The organism is Phaeobacter sp., assembly GCF_022825805.1.
In the GTDB taxonomy this organism is placed as follows: Bacteria; Pseudomonadota; Alphaproteobacteria; order Rhodobacterales; family Rhodobacteraceae; genus Phaeobacter.
Window position 1 is genome coordinate 1 of the sequence record NZ_JAJDWC010000103.1, and the last position, 15,648, is coordinate 15,648.

The window sequence follows — 15,648 nt, forward strand, 5'->3', positions numbered from 1 at the left end:
ATGACTGCGCACGCAAGCCTCAAGCTCTCGACGCTCTGAAGGGGTAAGAAAACCGGGGCGGATCATGAGCCTAACTGAACCGTTTTCACGCATGACGTCAACTCATCAAAACTCGGAAGTTCGATGACGCTAAGTATAGCAAAATCAACGGGGTATCGATCTTGGCACTGCGCAGTGTTCGCAGCGCAGACAGGCCGTCCAATTCGGGTGTCATACGATCGAACACCAGCACATCATACTCGCGGGTGGTGGCCGCGAGCAAAGCGTCGCGACCATTTTCGATCCAATCGACCACATGGCCCGCAGCGTCCAGACCTTTGGCGGTCCAGGCACCGATTTCCCGGTCATCTTCCAACAATAAGATCCGCATCGGCCCCTCTGCTTCCCATTGCGTTTTATCAAGCCTGCCCAACAGGCCTATGCAAGAACGCGGTGGCCCCGGCCCTGCATGCAGCGGATCAGGATCTCGCGGCGGGTTTCATCCGCCTCTGCAGTGCCCTCCAACGCGCCGAGCCCACCGCCAAGCACGGCACCGATCAGCGCATCATCGGCCCGGTCGCCATCCTTGCTGTCCACACCACCAATGATGCCACCGATCACAGCCCCTTGAACAGCGCCGGATTGTGCCAATTTTTCAGTGTGTTGTTCTGCCACCGCACGGCAGGCGCCCAAATCGGCCTGAAATCCGATTTGCTTGGGCCCATCTGTCAGCAAAGGTTCATCAAAACTGTTGCTGCACGCTCCAAGTGCGGCGAGCACGGCAACGCCTGCGACTATCCGTTTCATTCTCAATTCTCTCCAAATCAGTGTGTTGCCCCAACCCGTTGCGCACCAAAGGCTGCGCCCTAAGTGCAAGGACTGGGTGGGGCAAGGGTGTGCGGCCCGCCAACCAAACGGTCGGCGCCGCGTTGTCCAAATGTCAGCTGTCGTGATCGTGTTCGCAGTCGTCGCCGTCGTCATAATCATCCATCAGCGCCGCAAACTCGTCCAGATCATCCAGATCGTCATCCATCAGCTTCTGCAACAGCGCAGGCGTGTCCGCCGACTGGGTGAATGTGGACATCACCGTCCCATCGTTGGCGTCAATCATCAGCTCGCTGACGGAGGTGGCAGATCCGATCACTGCGAAATAAACTGGCGCGTCCTCGAAATCCTCCAGGCTCAGTTCAATCAACCGGCCTTCCGCTGTACCTTGGGCAATTTCGCTTGCCTGTGCAAAGCTGACAGGAACCGCCAGAAGATCGGCGAATGTCATTTCTTCCGCTACGGCTTGCGTCAGTTCACCGGTCGTGGTCGGCGTTGTTTCCTGCGCCTGAAGGCTCTGAGCAGCAAACCCACCAGCAATCAGCGCTGCGGTCAAAACAATGGTGGTTGTGGTCCGGGTGATCATTGGCATCCCTTTCATATCGATGTTGTCTGTCTTGGTTGTCTGTCTTGCGATGACACCAATATGAGAGCGCAGACTTACAGGGTCTCTGCCGCCAGATTACAAATTTGTAAGGTACAAAAAACGCTGCAGCCCTTGGTTGGCTGCAGCGTTCATGATGTCAGATCGCGGTGCGACGAGCTCTTGGCAGGGCACCTTACCGCAAAACTGCTATGCCGAATTGCGACGCATATTCCCAGCCTACGCCAGGCTTGGCAGCCACAACACAATTGATGGGAAAGCCACCAACAGCGCGATGGTCAGCCCATCTGCCACGAAAAACGGCATCACGCCCCGGAACACATCCTGTACGGTCAAATCGTCCCGCACCCCGGCCACAACAAAACAGTTGAGCCCGATTGGAGGCGTGATCAGACAGAATTCGGCCATTTTGACCACGAGGATACCGAACCAGATCGCACACATCGGCCCCGACATGCCAAAGGCACTGTCAGCGGCAGAAACAAACTCCCCCCCATTCAGCGCCATGACGGCCGGATACACCACAGGCAAGGTCAGCAGCAGCATACCGATTGCATCCATGAACATGCCCAGGACGGCATAGGCCAGCAGGATGCAGATCAGGATCAGCATCGGCGACATCTCCAGCGAGGTGATCCAGTCGGCAAAGGCTTCGGGCAGTTCCGCAAATCCCAAGAAGCGGACATAAATCAAGACACCCCAGATGATGGAGAAAATCATCACTGTCAGCTTGGCCGTGTCCAACAGCGCGTTCTTCAACTGCCCCCAGCGCATGCCGCGATACAGCGCCATCAAGAAAATAATGAACGCCCCGATGGCACCACCTTCCGTCGGTGTGCCCCAAGCATCGCCAAAGGGGTTATAGACAAAGAAGATGATGATCACGACAACCGCAAGGATCGGCAAAGCCGGTGGCAGAGATCCAAACCGCTCGCGCCAGGTGAACCCGGACACCGGCGGTCCGACATTCTTGAAGAAGACCGCAATCCCGATGATCAAACCCGCATAGACCACAGCCGAAAAGACACCGGGCAAGAAGCCTGCAAGCAGCAGTTTTCCCACGTCCTGTTCCACGATGATGGCGTAGATCACCAAGATCGCCGACGGCGGGATCAGGGACGCCAGCGTGCCGCCTGCGGCCACAACCCCTGCAGCGAATTGTTTGTTGTAGCCGATCTTCAACATTTCCGGGATGGCGATCCGCGCAAAGACCGCCGCCGTCGCAACGGATGCGCCTGAGACAGCAGCAAACCCTGCGGTGGCAAACACCGTGGACACGGCCAAACCACCCGGCACCCAGGCGATCCAGCGTTTGGCCGCCACAAACAGCGCCGTGGTCAGTTTGGCGTGATAGGCCAGATAACCGATCATGATGAAGACAGGGATCAGACTGAGCACCTGAGCGCTCACCTTGGAATGTGGGGTCAGCCCAGCAATCTTCACACTGATCTGCAGCGCCTTGCCAAAACGTTCGGGATCATAGTCAAACCCGTTCCAGCGCAGCCAGACCAGACCGATAAAGCCCGCAAGACCGGCCGCAAAGGCAACGCGCATCCCCAAAACAACAAACAACAGCAAACCAGCGCTGACCCAGAGGCCAATTTCAATGGGTTCCATGTCAGTCAGACCCCTCTAGTGCTTCGGCTTCCAGGCGGGCCTGTTCGGCGACCGACAGGGCTAGCGGCACCGCAACAGGCGCCTCCAGACCCAGAACCAAGGCGCGCCCATAACCTACCGCCTGCAAAATCAGCCGCAGAACCAGCACTGCAAACGCGATGGGCACCACCAGTTTTGAGGGCCAGATCGGGATGCCGATATCGATGGAACTGTCCCGGCTGCACAGCGGGCGGGCGCAATCGAACGACCGGCCAAAATGCTCCCAGGCGCCCCAGGTAAGGGCGCAGATCAACACCAGGATCAACAAGACTGAAATCAGCTCGAAAAACCACAACATCCGTCCCTTGAGCGCGCTGACCAGCATGTCCATCCGCACATGCGTCCCGTCCCGTTGCACATAGGAAATGCCCATGATCGCGATTACCGGCATGGCTGCTTCGATGTAGTCGACATATCCAGCCATCGGGGAGGCAAAAAACTTGCGCCCGGTGACGGAGTAAGCGGCCAGAAACATCAGTGAAAAAATTGCAAATCCGCTTAGCAGCGCACAGATGCGCTCGAGCGGAAGCAGTGCACGGTCCAGCCGACTGAGCAGGCTGGAATCCTCAAGCACAGCAGCAGATCCTGCCATGGCTCTGCTCTCCCCAGAATTTGATTGGTGCGGGCCGCCAGCCCGCGCAATCACAGTCCCTTGGGATCATGATTGCGCCGGGGCGTAGCGGCCCGAGTTGGCGTTAGCTGCCGCTTTTTGCGTCCGCCAGTGTTTTGACGACCAGATCATAAAGCTCCTGACCTGGCAGGCCCTGCGCTTCCATGTCGGCAATCCAGGCGTCCCGCGCAGGCGCTGCAGCCTTGGCGCGGAATTCATCGATCACGGCTGCGTCGATTTCGACCTTCTGCACGCCTTTTTCGGCCAGGGTCGAATCCCAACGCTCCAGCAGCTCGCCATAGTTGGCAAGATAGTGGTCCAGCGCCTCGGAGACGGAGCTGTCCAGGGCTTCGCGATGCGCATCCGACAGGGACTCATAGGCGTCAATATTCACCACAACCGGGCAGTTCACCGTGCCGGGGTTCAGGTTTGCGGTCCACCAATCGGCCTGATTGATGGTGCCAAAGCTGAGGTGGGCGTGCTGGGCAAAAGCAACCGTGTCAACCACGCCGCCTTCCATAGCTTGATAGGCTTCTGTTGCGGTCACCGAAGTTGGCACGCCACCGACGGCCTTGAACGCTTCGCCCAGACCACCTGTCGCGCGCACGCGCATGCCTTCGAATTCCGACAGCTCGTCACGCGGCTCGCCGGTTCCGACCAGGTTGTACTGCGGCATCGGAGAGGTCATGAGAAGTTTGGCATTCCACTGCGCCATTTCTTCTGCAGCGGCGGGATGGCTATAAACCGCGCTGGACACCGCGACCTCTTGCTCAAGGTTTTCAACCCCGAGGAATGGCAGTTCCAGAACGGTGATCACCCGGTTCTTGTCGCGGTGATAGCCCGCACAGAATTGCGCCATCTCAAACGCCCCGATGGAGATACCATCCAGGTTTTCGCGGTTCTTGCTGAGCCCGCCATAGCTGATGTTCAGCGTGAATTCACCGCCGGTTTTTTCTGAAACCAGTTCAGCGAGTTTTTCGACATGTTCCGTAAACGCACGGCGCTTGCCCCAAAGGGACACGTTCCATTCGGTTGCGGCAGCTTCGCCCACCAGAGACAGGCCAGCAATCGCCGCTGTTGCGACGGTAACGTAGGTCTTCATGATATCCTCCCAATTTGCGCCTTTGCCAACCGCCACAACACTGCACCTCAGGGAACAGAAGCGCCGACCAGCAGACGTCTGATCAAAAGTTAGCGCTAAGCAGCACAGCTGCCAACCCCTAGGGAAACCGCCTTTCACATCTGCCTAAATTATGGGCATGAACCTGTGGCTGGCCGCAGCTGACCTTCCAGATGGGTTTGCCCCCCAAGGTTGGTCACGCGGTGCGCAGTTTGCCGGACCGCGTTTATGCAAGCGGCACGTGCCGGACAAAGATCTTTCGCCTGATCGGTTCCCCAGATCTGTTGCGATGACGCCAGTCCGCCACTGCCCATAGCGCCACCTTTGCGCAGGGCTTGCGGTAGCCATCATTCGATGCAGCGTGCATATTTACAAACAAGCCGTTGTTTTAATACAGTTAAAAACCAAAACAACGCTCATCATTTGCTAAATAGGTCGAGCGCCGGAAATTCGTTTACAAGTAAATCCTTTGAACACGGCCACTTACTTTCTTTATTTTCAAGCATCGGTAATATTCATGCCGAGGACGGAAAAGGTTTGACAGCCGCGCGCCATCGCTGTGCTGTGCAGACCAAAGAAGACACCAGGGAGGGATCACCATGACCCAGGAGAGGGACACCGCAACCTTTGCGCCATCGGCAGACACTGTTGCAAAGGCACATATCAACGCTGCTCAATATGATGAGATGTATGCCGCCTCCATTCAGGATCCAGATGCGTTCTGGCGCCAACAGGCGGAGCGGATCGACTGGATCAAACCCTTCACGCAGGTCAAAGACGTCAGTTACGATTTGGGCAATGTGTCCATCAAATGGTACGCCGACGGCGCGCTGAACGTTGCTGCCAACTGCATCGACCGACATCTGGAGAAACGTGGCGATCAAACCGCCATCATCTGGGAGCCCGATGATCCGGAAGAGCCCGCGCAGCACATCAGTTACCGTGAGTTGCACAGCAGCGTCTGCCGCATGGCAAATGTGCTGTCCGATATGGGCATCACCAAAGGTGACCGGGTTGTCATCTACCTGCCGATGATCCCCGAGGCGGCCTTTGCGATGTTGGCCTGCGCCCGTATCGGCGCCATCCATTCCATCGTTTTTGCCGGTTTCTCACCCGACGCGCTGGCCGCCCGCATCAACGGGTGTGACGCCAAACTGATCATCACCGCGGACGAAGCCCCCCGTGGTGGCCGCAAAACACCGCTGAAATCCAACGCAGATGCCGCGCTATTGCACACCAAAGACACGGTGAAATGCCTGGTGGTGAAGCGCACGGGTGGCCAGACCACATGGATTGATGGCCGTGATCACGACTACAACGCGCTGGCATCCAGCGCATCGGATCAATTCGCGCCCGCAGAAATGAACGCTGAAGATCCGCTGTTCATCCTCTACACCTCCGGCTCCACCGGACAGCCCAAGGGCGTTGTGCACACGACCGGCGGCTACCTCACCTACGCCGCCATGACCCATGAGATCACATTTGATTACCATGATGGCGATATCTACTGGTGCACCGCTGACGTCGGTTGGGTGACCGGACACAGCTACATTGTCTATGGCCCGCTGGCCAATGGTGCCACGACATTGATGTTCGAAGGCGTGCCAACCTATCCGGATGCAGGACGGTTCTGGGCTGTATGCGCCAAACACAAGGTCAATCAATTCTATACCGCCCCGACGGCAATTCGCGCCCTGATGGGACAGGGTCCAGAGTGGGTCGAAAAACATGACCTGAGCGATCTGCGCACCCTCGGCACTGTGGGCGAGCCGATCAACCCAGAGGCCTGGACCTGGTACAATGACGTTGTTGGCAAAGGAAAATGCCCAATCGTCGACACCTGGTGGCAAACAGAAACCGGCGGTCATCTGATGACCCCCCTGCCCGGCGCCCACGCGACCAAACCCGGCGCAGCCATGAAACCTTTCTTTGGCATTGCGCCCGTCGTGCTTGACCCGCAATCGGGTGTCGAGATCGAAGGCAACGGTGTCGAGGGTGTCTTGTGCATCAAAGACAGCTGGCCCGGCCAGATGCGCACCGTCTGGGGTGATCATGAGCGTTTCGAGAAGACTTATTTCTCCGACTACAAAGGCTACTACTTCACCGGTGACGGGTGCCGCCGTGACGAGGATGGCGACTATTGGATCACCGGGCGGGTTGACGATGTGATCAACGTCTCGGGCCACCGTATGGGCACGGCAGAGGTCGAAAGCGCATTGGTTGCTCATGCCGCCGTGGCCGAGGCCGCTGTGGTGGGCTATCCGCACGAGATCAAAGGTCAGGGCATCTACTGCTATGTCACGCTGATGAATGACCGCGAGCCTTCGGATGAGCTGCTGAAAGAGCTGCGCACCTGGGTGCGCACCGAAATCGGCCCGATTGCCTCGCCCGATGTGATCCAATGGGCACCTGGCCTGCCGAAAACCCGTTCGGGTAAGATCATGCGCCGCATCCTGCGCAAGATCGCCGAGAACGATTTTGGCTCTCTGGGCGACACATCGACCCTCGCCGATCCATCGGTGGTCGAGGATCTTATTGCCAACCGCGCCAACAAAGGGTGATCGTTATGACGGATACAGATGTACTGACACGTCCCGCCGTTCTGATCCTGCTTGGCCCTCCGGGCGCCGGAAAAGGCACGCAGGCGCGCAAATTGGAAACCCACTATGGCTTTGTCCAATTGTCGACCGGGGATCTTTTGCGCGCGGCCGTGGCAGCAGGGACAGCTGCGGGCCTGGCCGCCAAAGCGGTGATGGAGGCTGGCGGGCTGGTCAGCGATGAGATCGTGATCGCCATCCTGCGCGACCGCCTGGCGGAACCCGATTGCGCGAAAGGCGTCATTCTGGACGGTTTCCCACGCACCTCGGTTCAGGCAGAAGCGCTTGACGCGTTGTTGGCGGAAACAGGCCAGCGGATCAATGCAGCGATCAGCCTAGAGGTCGATGATGCCGCCATGGTCGCGCGGGTGGCGGGCCGCTACACCTGTGCGGGCTGCGGCGAAGGCTACCACGACGATTTCAAAAAGCCCCGCGTCTCGGGCACCTGCGATGTCTGCGGCAAAAGCGAAATGTCGCGCCGCCCAGACGATACAGCTGAAACCGTTGCCAGCCGACTGGAGGCCTACCACGCCCAGACCGCCCCGTTGATTTCCTATTATGCGCAGAAGAACGTGCTCCAGCGTTTGGACGCAATGGGCGACATCAACGAGATCGGCACCGAAATGCGACGCCTTGTCGACGGCGCAACCGCCTGATCCAAGGCCACGGCGTCAGGCGAAGAACAAAACCAACTGTACCTTTTGCGTCGCGAAAGCGCAGATGCGTCCTGGAGCAATCAGAGATAATCGAAAGAGCCTGCAAAAATGCGGGCTCTTTTGTCGTTTCAGACTGGTCTTTCCAGCGGCAAACGCCATCTATGGCACTGGGCAAACGGACCAGTAGACAGACCAGATGTTTCGTGGCACCCATCGCAAACAGACCAACCGACAGGACACAAAGATGACAGACACCCGTTTCCGCCCAGGCCCGGATACAGCGCGCGACTACCGCGATGCGTTGGGCTGTTTTGGCACCGGTGTGACTGTTGTGACCACCCGCACGGACCAAGGGCCTTTGGCCTTCACCGCCAACAGCTTTACCTCGGTCTCCATCGATCCCCCGCTGTTGCTGTGGTGTCCGGCGCGCGCCTCCCAGCGACATGACCCGTTTGTGCAGGCGAAACACTTCGCCATCCATGTGATGGGCGAGGATCAGCTGGACATGGCGATCCAATTTGCCCGCAATGGGGCCGATTTTTCCGGGATCACATGTGGTGACACGGATGATGGCGTGCCAACCCTGCCCGGGGTCATCGCACGATTTGATTGCCAAGCCTACGACAACCACCTGGCTGGCGATCACACCATCGTTGTAGGCCAAGTGATGCAGGTCACCACACGCCCGGGTCCCGGTCTGATTTTCAAGCGCGGCCAATACGGCAGTTTTCTGGAACACAGCTGAAGCCCCGAAGGGTCAGCCCCCAAGCCGTAGAGCGACAGACGCAATGCAGCGTCAACCGTTCGCCTCCAATGTGACTTCAAACGTGGCGGCCGGGCCATCAGCGCCCACACGAAGCCGCGGTTGCAACCTGATCGCAGCAGGATCGCAGACCGATGCGCACAGCCCGCATTGAACGCAAGCTGTCTCGTCAAACCGAAGGCCGGCCCCATTGTCCGTGATACTCAACGCCGCTGTGGGGCAGATCCAGGCGCAGGCTTGGCAGAAACTGCATTTGTCAGGCGCGATCTCAACACCGCCATAAGGCGCCCCATGGGGGAGTGGGACCTCAGAGGTCACAGGCTCGGACAAAACAGCAGCAAGGCAGGCCACGGCCTCTCGACGGTTTGCAACGGCGTTTGGCGAAAACACCCGCTCTCGCCGCGGCACTGCAGGACCCTCCGCAAGCCCAACCACCTGCAAGGCATGCCGCAGATGCGAGTCGGAGCGATACAGGATTATCCGCTCTCCTGCGCCAAGCAGGGATGCGATCTCCGCCTCGCGCCCCTGATAGTGCCGGTCTGTCCAATTGACAGGTGCCTCCAGCAAAAGACAGTCAAACCCCTCTGCCAGGCAATACATCATATCGGCGTGGTCCAGCCCGGGCAGCCCGTTCACAGCCACAACCGCCACATCAACATCCCGGCTGGCCAGCGGCGTGTTCAGCTGTGCCAACCACCGGGGCGCAACCCGCTGATGCAAAATCAGGATCTGCAAACGGGGCGCCGCAGCCCCACGACGGCCGCGCACCCTGTCGCACAGATGCTGGAACGGCCAGTCCAGATCATCCCCCGCAAAGGTGGCTCGACGATTGAGGTTATGAATGGCCTTTTTCGCTCTGGGCGCCATCGCAGATATGCGCCGCATCACCCCACGGGTGCGAAGATCAATCGTGTCAGTGTGCCAAATTCCCATATTCAGCCCTCCCGGCAAGGGGCTCGGATCAACCGTGCTGAAGATGTATCCGCACCTCAGAGGATACGCGCAGGTCACTCAGGACCTGCCGCAAAAAAAGCGGGAAACCAGTATTTTATCGGTTCTTTATTCTGGGGATCCCGTCACCGGACGCGGGCACTGATCCCGTTTGGCGCACCACACCGCTGACCATTGGGGCCTTACAAACAAAAACGCCCCACCCCAAAGAGGGTGAGGCGTCGCCGAACTGAACCGGCTTTTATCACAAGATCACTTCAACGCAGCGTCCGTGATGATGTGCGTCCAGGCACCAACGGGCGCCTTGGTGATCACCGGGCTGGAGCCACCCTCCAACAGGGTTTTCACGGTGCGCTCATAGTCCGCTTCGCTCAGCGCGCCATTGCTGCCCGCGGTGAGTTTTGCGACCTCAGACATCATCCGCTTCTGGTGCTCTTCGGTCTGTGCGCCGGAGGCATCGTTGTCCAGAACGATCTCTGCCGCAGCATCCGGGTTCTCCTCGGCCCATTTCCAGCCTTTCATCGAAGCGCGCACAAAGCGTTCCATCTTGTTCACAAAGGCCGGATCTTCCAGGTTGCTTTCCAACACATAAAGACCGTCTTCCAGGGTCGCGACGCCCTGATCCTCATATTTGAAGGTGATCAGCTCATCCGGGTTCACCCCAGCGTCGATGACCTGCCAATATTCATTATAGGTCATGGTGGAAATACAGTCTGCCTGCCGCTGCAGCAGCGGATCCACGTTGAAGCCCTGTTTCAGAACTTCTACGCCAGTTTCGCTCTTGCCATCGACGGCGATGTCCAGCTGGCTCATCCAGCTCATGAAGGGGAATTCATTGCCAAAGAACCAGACGCCCAGGGTGCGGTTGGCCAGATCGCTTGGCGCGGCAATTCCTGTATCTTTCCAGCAGGTCAGCATCATGCCGGAGGATTTATAAGGCTGCGCGATATTGACCAGCGGCAGGCCTTTTTCGCGGGCTGCCAGTGCGGCTGGCATCCATTCGACGGTCACATCCGCGCCGCCACCGGCAATCACCTGTGTTGGGGCAATATCCGGCCCGCCCGGCAGAATGGTAACGTCCAGATCTTCGGCTTCATAAAACCCCTGATCAAGGGCCACATAGTAACCTGCAAATTGAGCCTGGGTGACCCATTTCAGTTGCAGCTTCACCTCATCAGCAGCATGTGCCGCTCCCGCAGTCGTCAGTGCCATGGCGGCGGCTGTGAGCACGTTCTTCATTGTTAGACTCCCTGTCTTTCTTGTGGTGAAATTCTGCGCCATGCCCGCCTGCAAACAAAGATCTTTTTGCCTTTTGTGCAAAACGGCCACCGCGCGTGGCAAAATTTTAAGCCTCAGATCTACGGTTGGATCACATCTGCGGCACTCTCCGTTCGAAGCGAACCCCACGCTGGCACGCGCCCCAACAGGTCACGTTCATGTCCGCCGCTGCGATGGGTGCCAAAAGGTGAGAAGCCCTTCCAACTTCGCCATGGCCCCATAAAACGCAGATCCCGCCAAAGCGGCCACGACGATTTCCGCCCAGACCATATCCAGCGCCAGTTGCCCCACGGATGTGGAGATCCGGAAGCCCATACCAACCGTCGGTGAGCCAAAAAACTCCGCAACGATGGCCCCTACCAGCGCCAATGTGGTGGAGACTTTCAAACCATTGAAAATGAACGGCAGCGCCGCGGGAAGCCGGAGTTTGAAAAAACTCTGCCAATAGCCGGCCGCATAGGTCTGCATCAAATCCCGCTGCATCTGATCGGTCTCACGCAGTCCAGCCACAGTGTTCACCAGGACTGGGAAAAACACCATCACCACAACAACTGCCGCCTTGGAGTGCCAGTCAAAGCCAAACCACATCACCAGGATCGGCGCGGTCCCGACGATCGGCAGGGCTGCCACGAAATTGCCAATCGGCAACAGCCCACGACGCAGAAAATCGCTGCGATCAACGGCCACCGCTGTCAGCAAGGCCGCAGCACAGCCCAGCACATATCCAGACAGCGCGCCTTTGACGATGGTCTGCATGAAATCCGCCCACAGGATGGGCAGGCTGGTCCCAAAACGCGCCAGAATGACCGTGGGCGCAGGCAAGATCACCAATGACACATCCAGCCCTCGGACCAACAGCTCCCACATCACGAGAAGCGTCAGACCAAAAATGCCGGGCACCGCCAATTGCACGGACCGATGATGCGCCAATGGCCCGTTCGCCAGTTGCGCATTGACCCACCAGCCAACGCCCCATGCTATCACAGCCAAGCCAACCAACATCATGACGTCTCTCCCAGCATCACTTTTGCTAGTGTCGCCTGTCCCAGTATCGTCTTTCCCAGCATCCTCTCTCGTAGTGTCATCTTTCCAAAAATACTCCGGGGGAGCCATGCTTGCATGGCGGGGGCAGCGCCCCAGACTAAAAAGGAACTCATGTTTTCACCCCCATACGGCCCAAAAGCAGCCGTTCGATCAATCCGAGCGCCGCAACCAGTGCGGCTGCAAGAATGGCGGCCGCAAACAGCGCGGACCATATCTGCACCGTCTGGCCGTAATAGCTGCCCGCCAGGAGCCGCGCGCCAAGGCCCGCAACCGCGCCGGTTGGCAATTCCCCCACGATGGCGCCAACCAAAGAGGCCGCAATGCCGATTTTCAGCGAAGCAAACAGATAGGGCAGCGACGACGGCAGGCGCAATTTCCAGAACCCTTGTGCGGTGGAAGCGCTGTAGGTCTTCAACAGATCCAATTGCATATGGTCTGGACTGCGCAGCCCTTTCACCATGCCGACAACAACTGGAAAGAAACTGAGGTAGGCCGAGATAATCGCCTTCGGCAACAGCCCCTGGACGCCAACGGAGTAGAGCACAACGATGATCATCGGAGCCAACGCAATGATCGGAATGGTCTGGCTGACTATGGCCCAGGGCATCACCGACATGTCCATCACCCGGCTATGCACGATGCCAACCGCCAGCAAGATCCCTAACCCGGTGCCGATGGCAAAGCCGAGCAAAGTCGCCGACAGGGTCACCTGACCATGATAGATCAGACTGCGTTTTGAAGTTATTTTCTTTTCTACCGTGGTTTCCCACAACTCCACCGCGACCTGATGAGGCGCGGGCAGACGTGGTCTGTCCTGGCTCCAGGTCTCATCGATGGCAAAGCGATTGCTGATCACAAGCCCGATTTCGCTCATGTCGCGCCGCTCGCGCGCGGTTTCGGGCACCACTTCGATCCCGGCCCGCTCCGCGCCGTCCAGAACACCTTTGATGTTCATGGGCACACAGGCAATGTACCAGATCGCAATAATGGCTGTGAGGACGGTAAAGACAGCGATGATGCTTTTCATTTGCCCGCCTCCAAAATCTTGTTCAAAAGCATGGGCCTGCGCCAGGAACCGTGATCAATCATGGCCATGTCCGGCTCTCAGTCCGTCGCGCACACGGTGGGCAATCTCGATAAACTCGGGACTGTCGCGAATGTCCAAAGGCCGTTCCTTCGGCAGCGTGCTGTCGATGACATCATGGATCCTCCCGGGCCGCGGCGACATGACGACGATCTTTGTCGACAGGTAGACCGCTTCTGGGATCGAGTGAGTGACAAATCCGATGGTCTTGTTGGTGCGCGCCCAAAGCTTCAGCAATTGTTCGTTGAGGTGGTCACGCACAATTTCATCCAGCGCCCCAAAAGGTTCATCCATCAACAGAATGTCCGCGTCAAACGCCAAGGCACGTGCAATCGACGCCCGCTGCTGCATGCCGCCAGACAGTTGCCAGGGAAATTTGCCCCCAAATCCCGACAGTTCGACCAGATCCAGCACCTGCTCGACCCGCTTGTCCTGCTCGGTCTTGCTGTAGCCCATGATCTCCAGCGGCAGCTTGATGTTTTTGGCAATGGTGCGCCAGGGATAGAGCCCCGCCGCCTGAAACACATAGCCGTAGGCACGCTGTCTGCGGGCTTCATCAGGGGTCATGCCATTGACGCTCAGCGTCCCACCCGTTGGCCGTTCCAAAGCCGCAATACACCGCAGAAACGTTGTTTTGCCGCATCCCGACGGGCCGATAAAGGAAACAAAATCGCCTTTGCGGATGTTCAGGCTGACATCTTTCAGCGCATGGACAGGCCCATCGTTGGTTTGAAAGGTCAGGTCCAGGTTTTTTGCTTCGATGACAGTGGCCTGTGCCGAGCTTTGGGAACCGGTGGCCTGGGGCTCAGGAGCCTGGGTGGTCGTTTCCATATTCATGTCTTTGCCTTAAATTCGAACAGAGTAGATGAAAAAAACGGGCCACCAAAACTGGCAGCCCTTTTCATCCTTACACACCTGTTGCCGGAATGCCTGTCCGTTCGACGGGCCGCGGCGCGGTGAGCTCTTTCCAGGTCGATAGTGCCTTATTGACGGTGGTATTTGGCGCACGCTCGACGAATTTGCCGTGGCCTTCTTGGGTGCGGATCTCGCCATCATGCACCGCAACATGCCCACGTGTCAGGGTGAACCTGGGCAACCCTTTAACCTCGTGACCTTCAAAGACGTTATAGTCGATCGAGGATTGCTGGCTACCTGCCGAAATCACCTTCGTTTTCTCCGGATCCCAGACCACCAGATCTGCATCCGCGCCGACCAGAACCGCTCCCTTCTTGGGGTAGCAATTCAGGATCTTGGCAATATTGGTAGAGGTAACGGCCACAAATTCATTTGGCGTCAGGCGGCCGGTGTTTACCCCATGGGTCCACAACATCGGCATACGATCTTCGAGCCCGCCCGTCCCATTTGGAATTTTGGTGAAATCACCAACGCCATAGCGTTTCTGTTCGGTGGTGAAGGCACAGTGGTCGGTTGCGACCACAGACAGGGAGCCAGATTGCAGACCATTCCACAGGGAATTCTGATGCTGTTTGTTGCGGAAGGGAGGCGACATCACCCGACGCGCTGCGTGGTCCCAATCCTTGTCGAAATATTCACTCTCATCCAGGGTCAGATGCTGGATCAGCGGCTCCCCCCAGACGCGCTTGCCCTGCATCCGCGCCCGCCGGATGGCCTCGTGGCTTTCTTCGCATGATGTGTGCACCACATAAAGCGGCACGCCCGCCATATCAGCAATCATGATGGCCCGGTTTGTCGCCTCGCCCTCCACCTGCGGTGGCCGGGAATAGGCGTGGGCTTCGGGGCCAGAATTACCTTCTGCCAGCAGTTTTGCCGACAGCTCGGCAACCACATCTCCGTTTTCAGCATGCACCATAGCGATGCCGCCCAGCTCTGCCAGACGCTGGAACGATGCATAGAGTTCGTCGTCATTCACCATCAGCGCGCCCTTGTAGGCCATGAAATGCTTGAAGGTGTTGATGCCGCGAATTTCGATGACGGTCTTGATGTCATCAAACACCTGCTCGCCCCACCAAGTCACCGCCATGTGGAAGGAATAGTCGCAGTTCGCGCGGGTCGATTTGTTGTCCCAGCGTTTCAGCGCATCCAACAGGCTTTCACCGGGGTTGGGCAATGCGAAATCAACCACCATCGTGGTGCCACCCGCCAGACCGGCGCGCGTGCCGCTTTCGAAATCATCGCTGGAATAGGTGCCCATGAACGGCATTTCCAGATGCGTATGCGGGTCGATCCCGCCGGGCATGACGTAACAGCCGGTTGCATCCAGCTCCTCATCCCCTTTCAAGCCGGGGCCGATTTGCGCAATGACACCGTTTTCGATCAAAACATCTGCCTTATAGGTCAGATCCGCGGTCACAATTGTGCCGTTTCTGATGACTGTCGTCATGAGTGTTCTCCCTGTGAGAGTGCGGACACAGCCGCATGTTTTGAAGATCCCATCGCGCGGACTTCTGTTGGCCCTATTGGCGCGGGATGTGGCAGGTGTGGCGAGGGCCGCAGCCCCTT

Annotated in this window: 15 protein-coding genes; 3 read left to right on the plus strand and 12 right to left on the minus strand. The window is 58.1% G+C overall.

The window, feature by feature from the left end; translation table 11 throughout:
• Positions 1-97: 97 nt before the first annotated feature.
• From Q0C28_RS11440 to dctP, 6 genes are all read right to left on the minus strand, one after another.
• Positions 98-370 carry a response regulator gene (locus Q0C28_RS11440; RefSeq protein WP_293575880.1) on the minus strand — a complete coding sequence of 91 codons (273 nt, stop codon included), beginning with the start codon at positions 368-370 and terminating at the stop codon, positions 98-100.
• 47 nt (positions 371-417) lie between these two features.
• Complete coding sequence (locus Q0C28_RS11445; RefSeq protein WP_293575882.1) at positions 418-786, minus strand: glycine zipper domain-containing protein; 369 nt, start codon at positions 784-786, stop codon at positions 418-420.
• Between the two features lie 133 nt (positions 787-919).
• Complete coding sequence (locus Q0C28_RS11450) at positions 920-1,405, minus strand: PepSY domain-containing protein (protein WP_293575884.1); 486 nt, start codon at positions 1,403-1,405, stop codon at positions 920-922.
• A gap of 222 nt (positions 1,406-1,627) precedes the next feature.
• Positions 1,628-3,025, minus strand: a complete 1,398-nt coding sequence (locus Q0C28_RS11455; RefSeq protein WP_293575886.1) for a TRAP transporter large permease — start codon at positions 3,023-3,025, stop codon at positions 1,628-1,630.
• A 1-nt stretch (position 3,026) separates the two neighbouring features.
• Entirely contained in the window at positions 3,027-3,656 is a 630-nt protein-coding gene (locus Q0C28_RS11460) for a TRAP transporter small permease subunit (RefSeq protein ID WP_293575888.1), read from the minus strand.
• A 103-nt stretch (positions 3,657-3,759) separates the two neighbouring features.
• Entirely contained in the window at positions 3,760-4,776 is a 1,017-nt protein-coding gene (dctP, locus tag Q0C28_RS11465; protein ID WP_293575890.1) for a TRAP transporter substrate-binding protein DctP, read from the minus strand.
• A 617-nt stretch (positions 4,777-5,393) separates the two neighbouring features.
• Between dctP and acs the strand changes: the two genes are divergently transcribed.
• The 3 genes from acs (at position 5,394) to Q0C28_RS11480 (ending at position 8,792) form a co-directional block, all read left to right on the plus strand.
• The gene (gene acs, locus Q0C28_RS11470) at positions 5,394-7,355 is read left to right on the plus strand and encodes an acetate--CoA ligase (protein WP_293575892.1); all 1,962 of its coding nucleotides are present in this window, start codon (positions 5,394-5,396) and stop codon (positions 7,353-7,355) included.
• A gap of 5 nt (positions 7,356-7,360) precedes the next feature.
• Complete coding sequence (locus tag Q0C28_RS11475; RefSeq protein ID WP_293575894.1) at positions 7,361-8,047, plus strand: adenylate kinase; 687 nt, start codon at positions 7,361-7,363, stop codon at positions 8,045-8,047.
• 244 nt (positions 8,048-8,291) lie between these two features.
• A complete protein-coding gene (locus Q0C28_RS11480) occupies positions 8,292-8,792 on the plus strand; it encodes a flavin reductase family protein (protein ID WP_293575896.1) in 501 nt (166 codons plus the stop codon).
• Positions 8,793-8,843: 51 nt separating this feature from the next.
• On the opposite strand, the gene Q0C28_RS11485 is transcribed toward Q0C28_RS11480, so the two are convergent.
• From Q0C28_RS11485 to hydA, 6 genes are all read right to left on the minus strand, one after another.
• Entirely contained in the window at positions 8,844-9,743 is a 900-nt protein-coding gene (locus Q0C28_RS11485) for a 4Fe-4S binding protein (protein ID WP_293575898.1), read from the minus strand.
• 270 nt (positions 9,744-10,013) lie between these two features.
• The gene (locus Q0C28_RS11490) at positions 10,014-11,000 is read right to left on the minus strand and encodes an ABC transporter substrate-binding protein (RefSeq protein WP_293575900.1); all 987 of its coding nucleotides are present in this window, start codon (positions 10,998-11,000) and stop codon (positions 10,014-10,016) included.
• A 195-nt stretch (positions 11,001-11,195) separates the two neighbouring features.
• Entirely contained in the window at positions 11,196-12,044 is an 849-nt protein-coding gene (locus Q0C28_RS11495) for an ABC transporter permease (RefSeq protein ID WP_293575902.1), read from the minus strand.
• A 148-nt stretch (positions 12,045-12,192) separates the two neighbouring features.
• The gene (locus Q0C28_RS11500; RefSeq protein ID WP_293575904.1) at positions 12,193-13,110 is read right to left on the minus strand and encodes an ABC transporter permease; all 918 of its coding nucleotides are present in this window, start codon (positions 13,108-13,110) and stop codon (positions 12,193-12,195) included.
• A gap of 54 nt (positions 13,111-13,164) precedes the next feature.
• Entirely contained in the window at positions 13,165-14,004 is an 840-nt protein-coding gene (locus Q0C28_RS11505; RefSeq protein WP_293575906.1) for an ABC transporter ATP-binding protein, read from the minus strand.
• 70 nt (positions 14,005-14,074) lie between these two features.
• Positions 14,075-15,529, minus strand: coding sequence for a dihydropyrimidinase (gene hydA, locus Q0C28_RS11510; protein ID WP_293575908.1), 1,455 nt, complete (start codon positions 15,527-15,529; stop codon positions 14,075-14,077).
• Between the last annotated feature and the right edge of the window lie 119 nt (positions 15,530-15,648).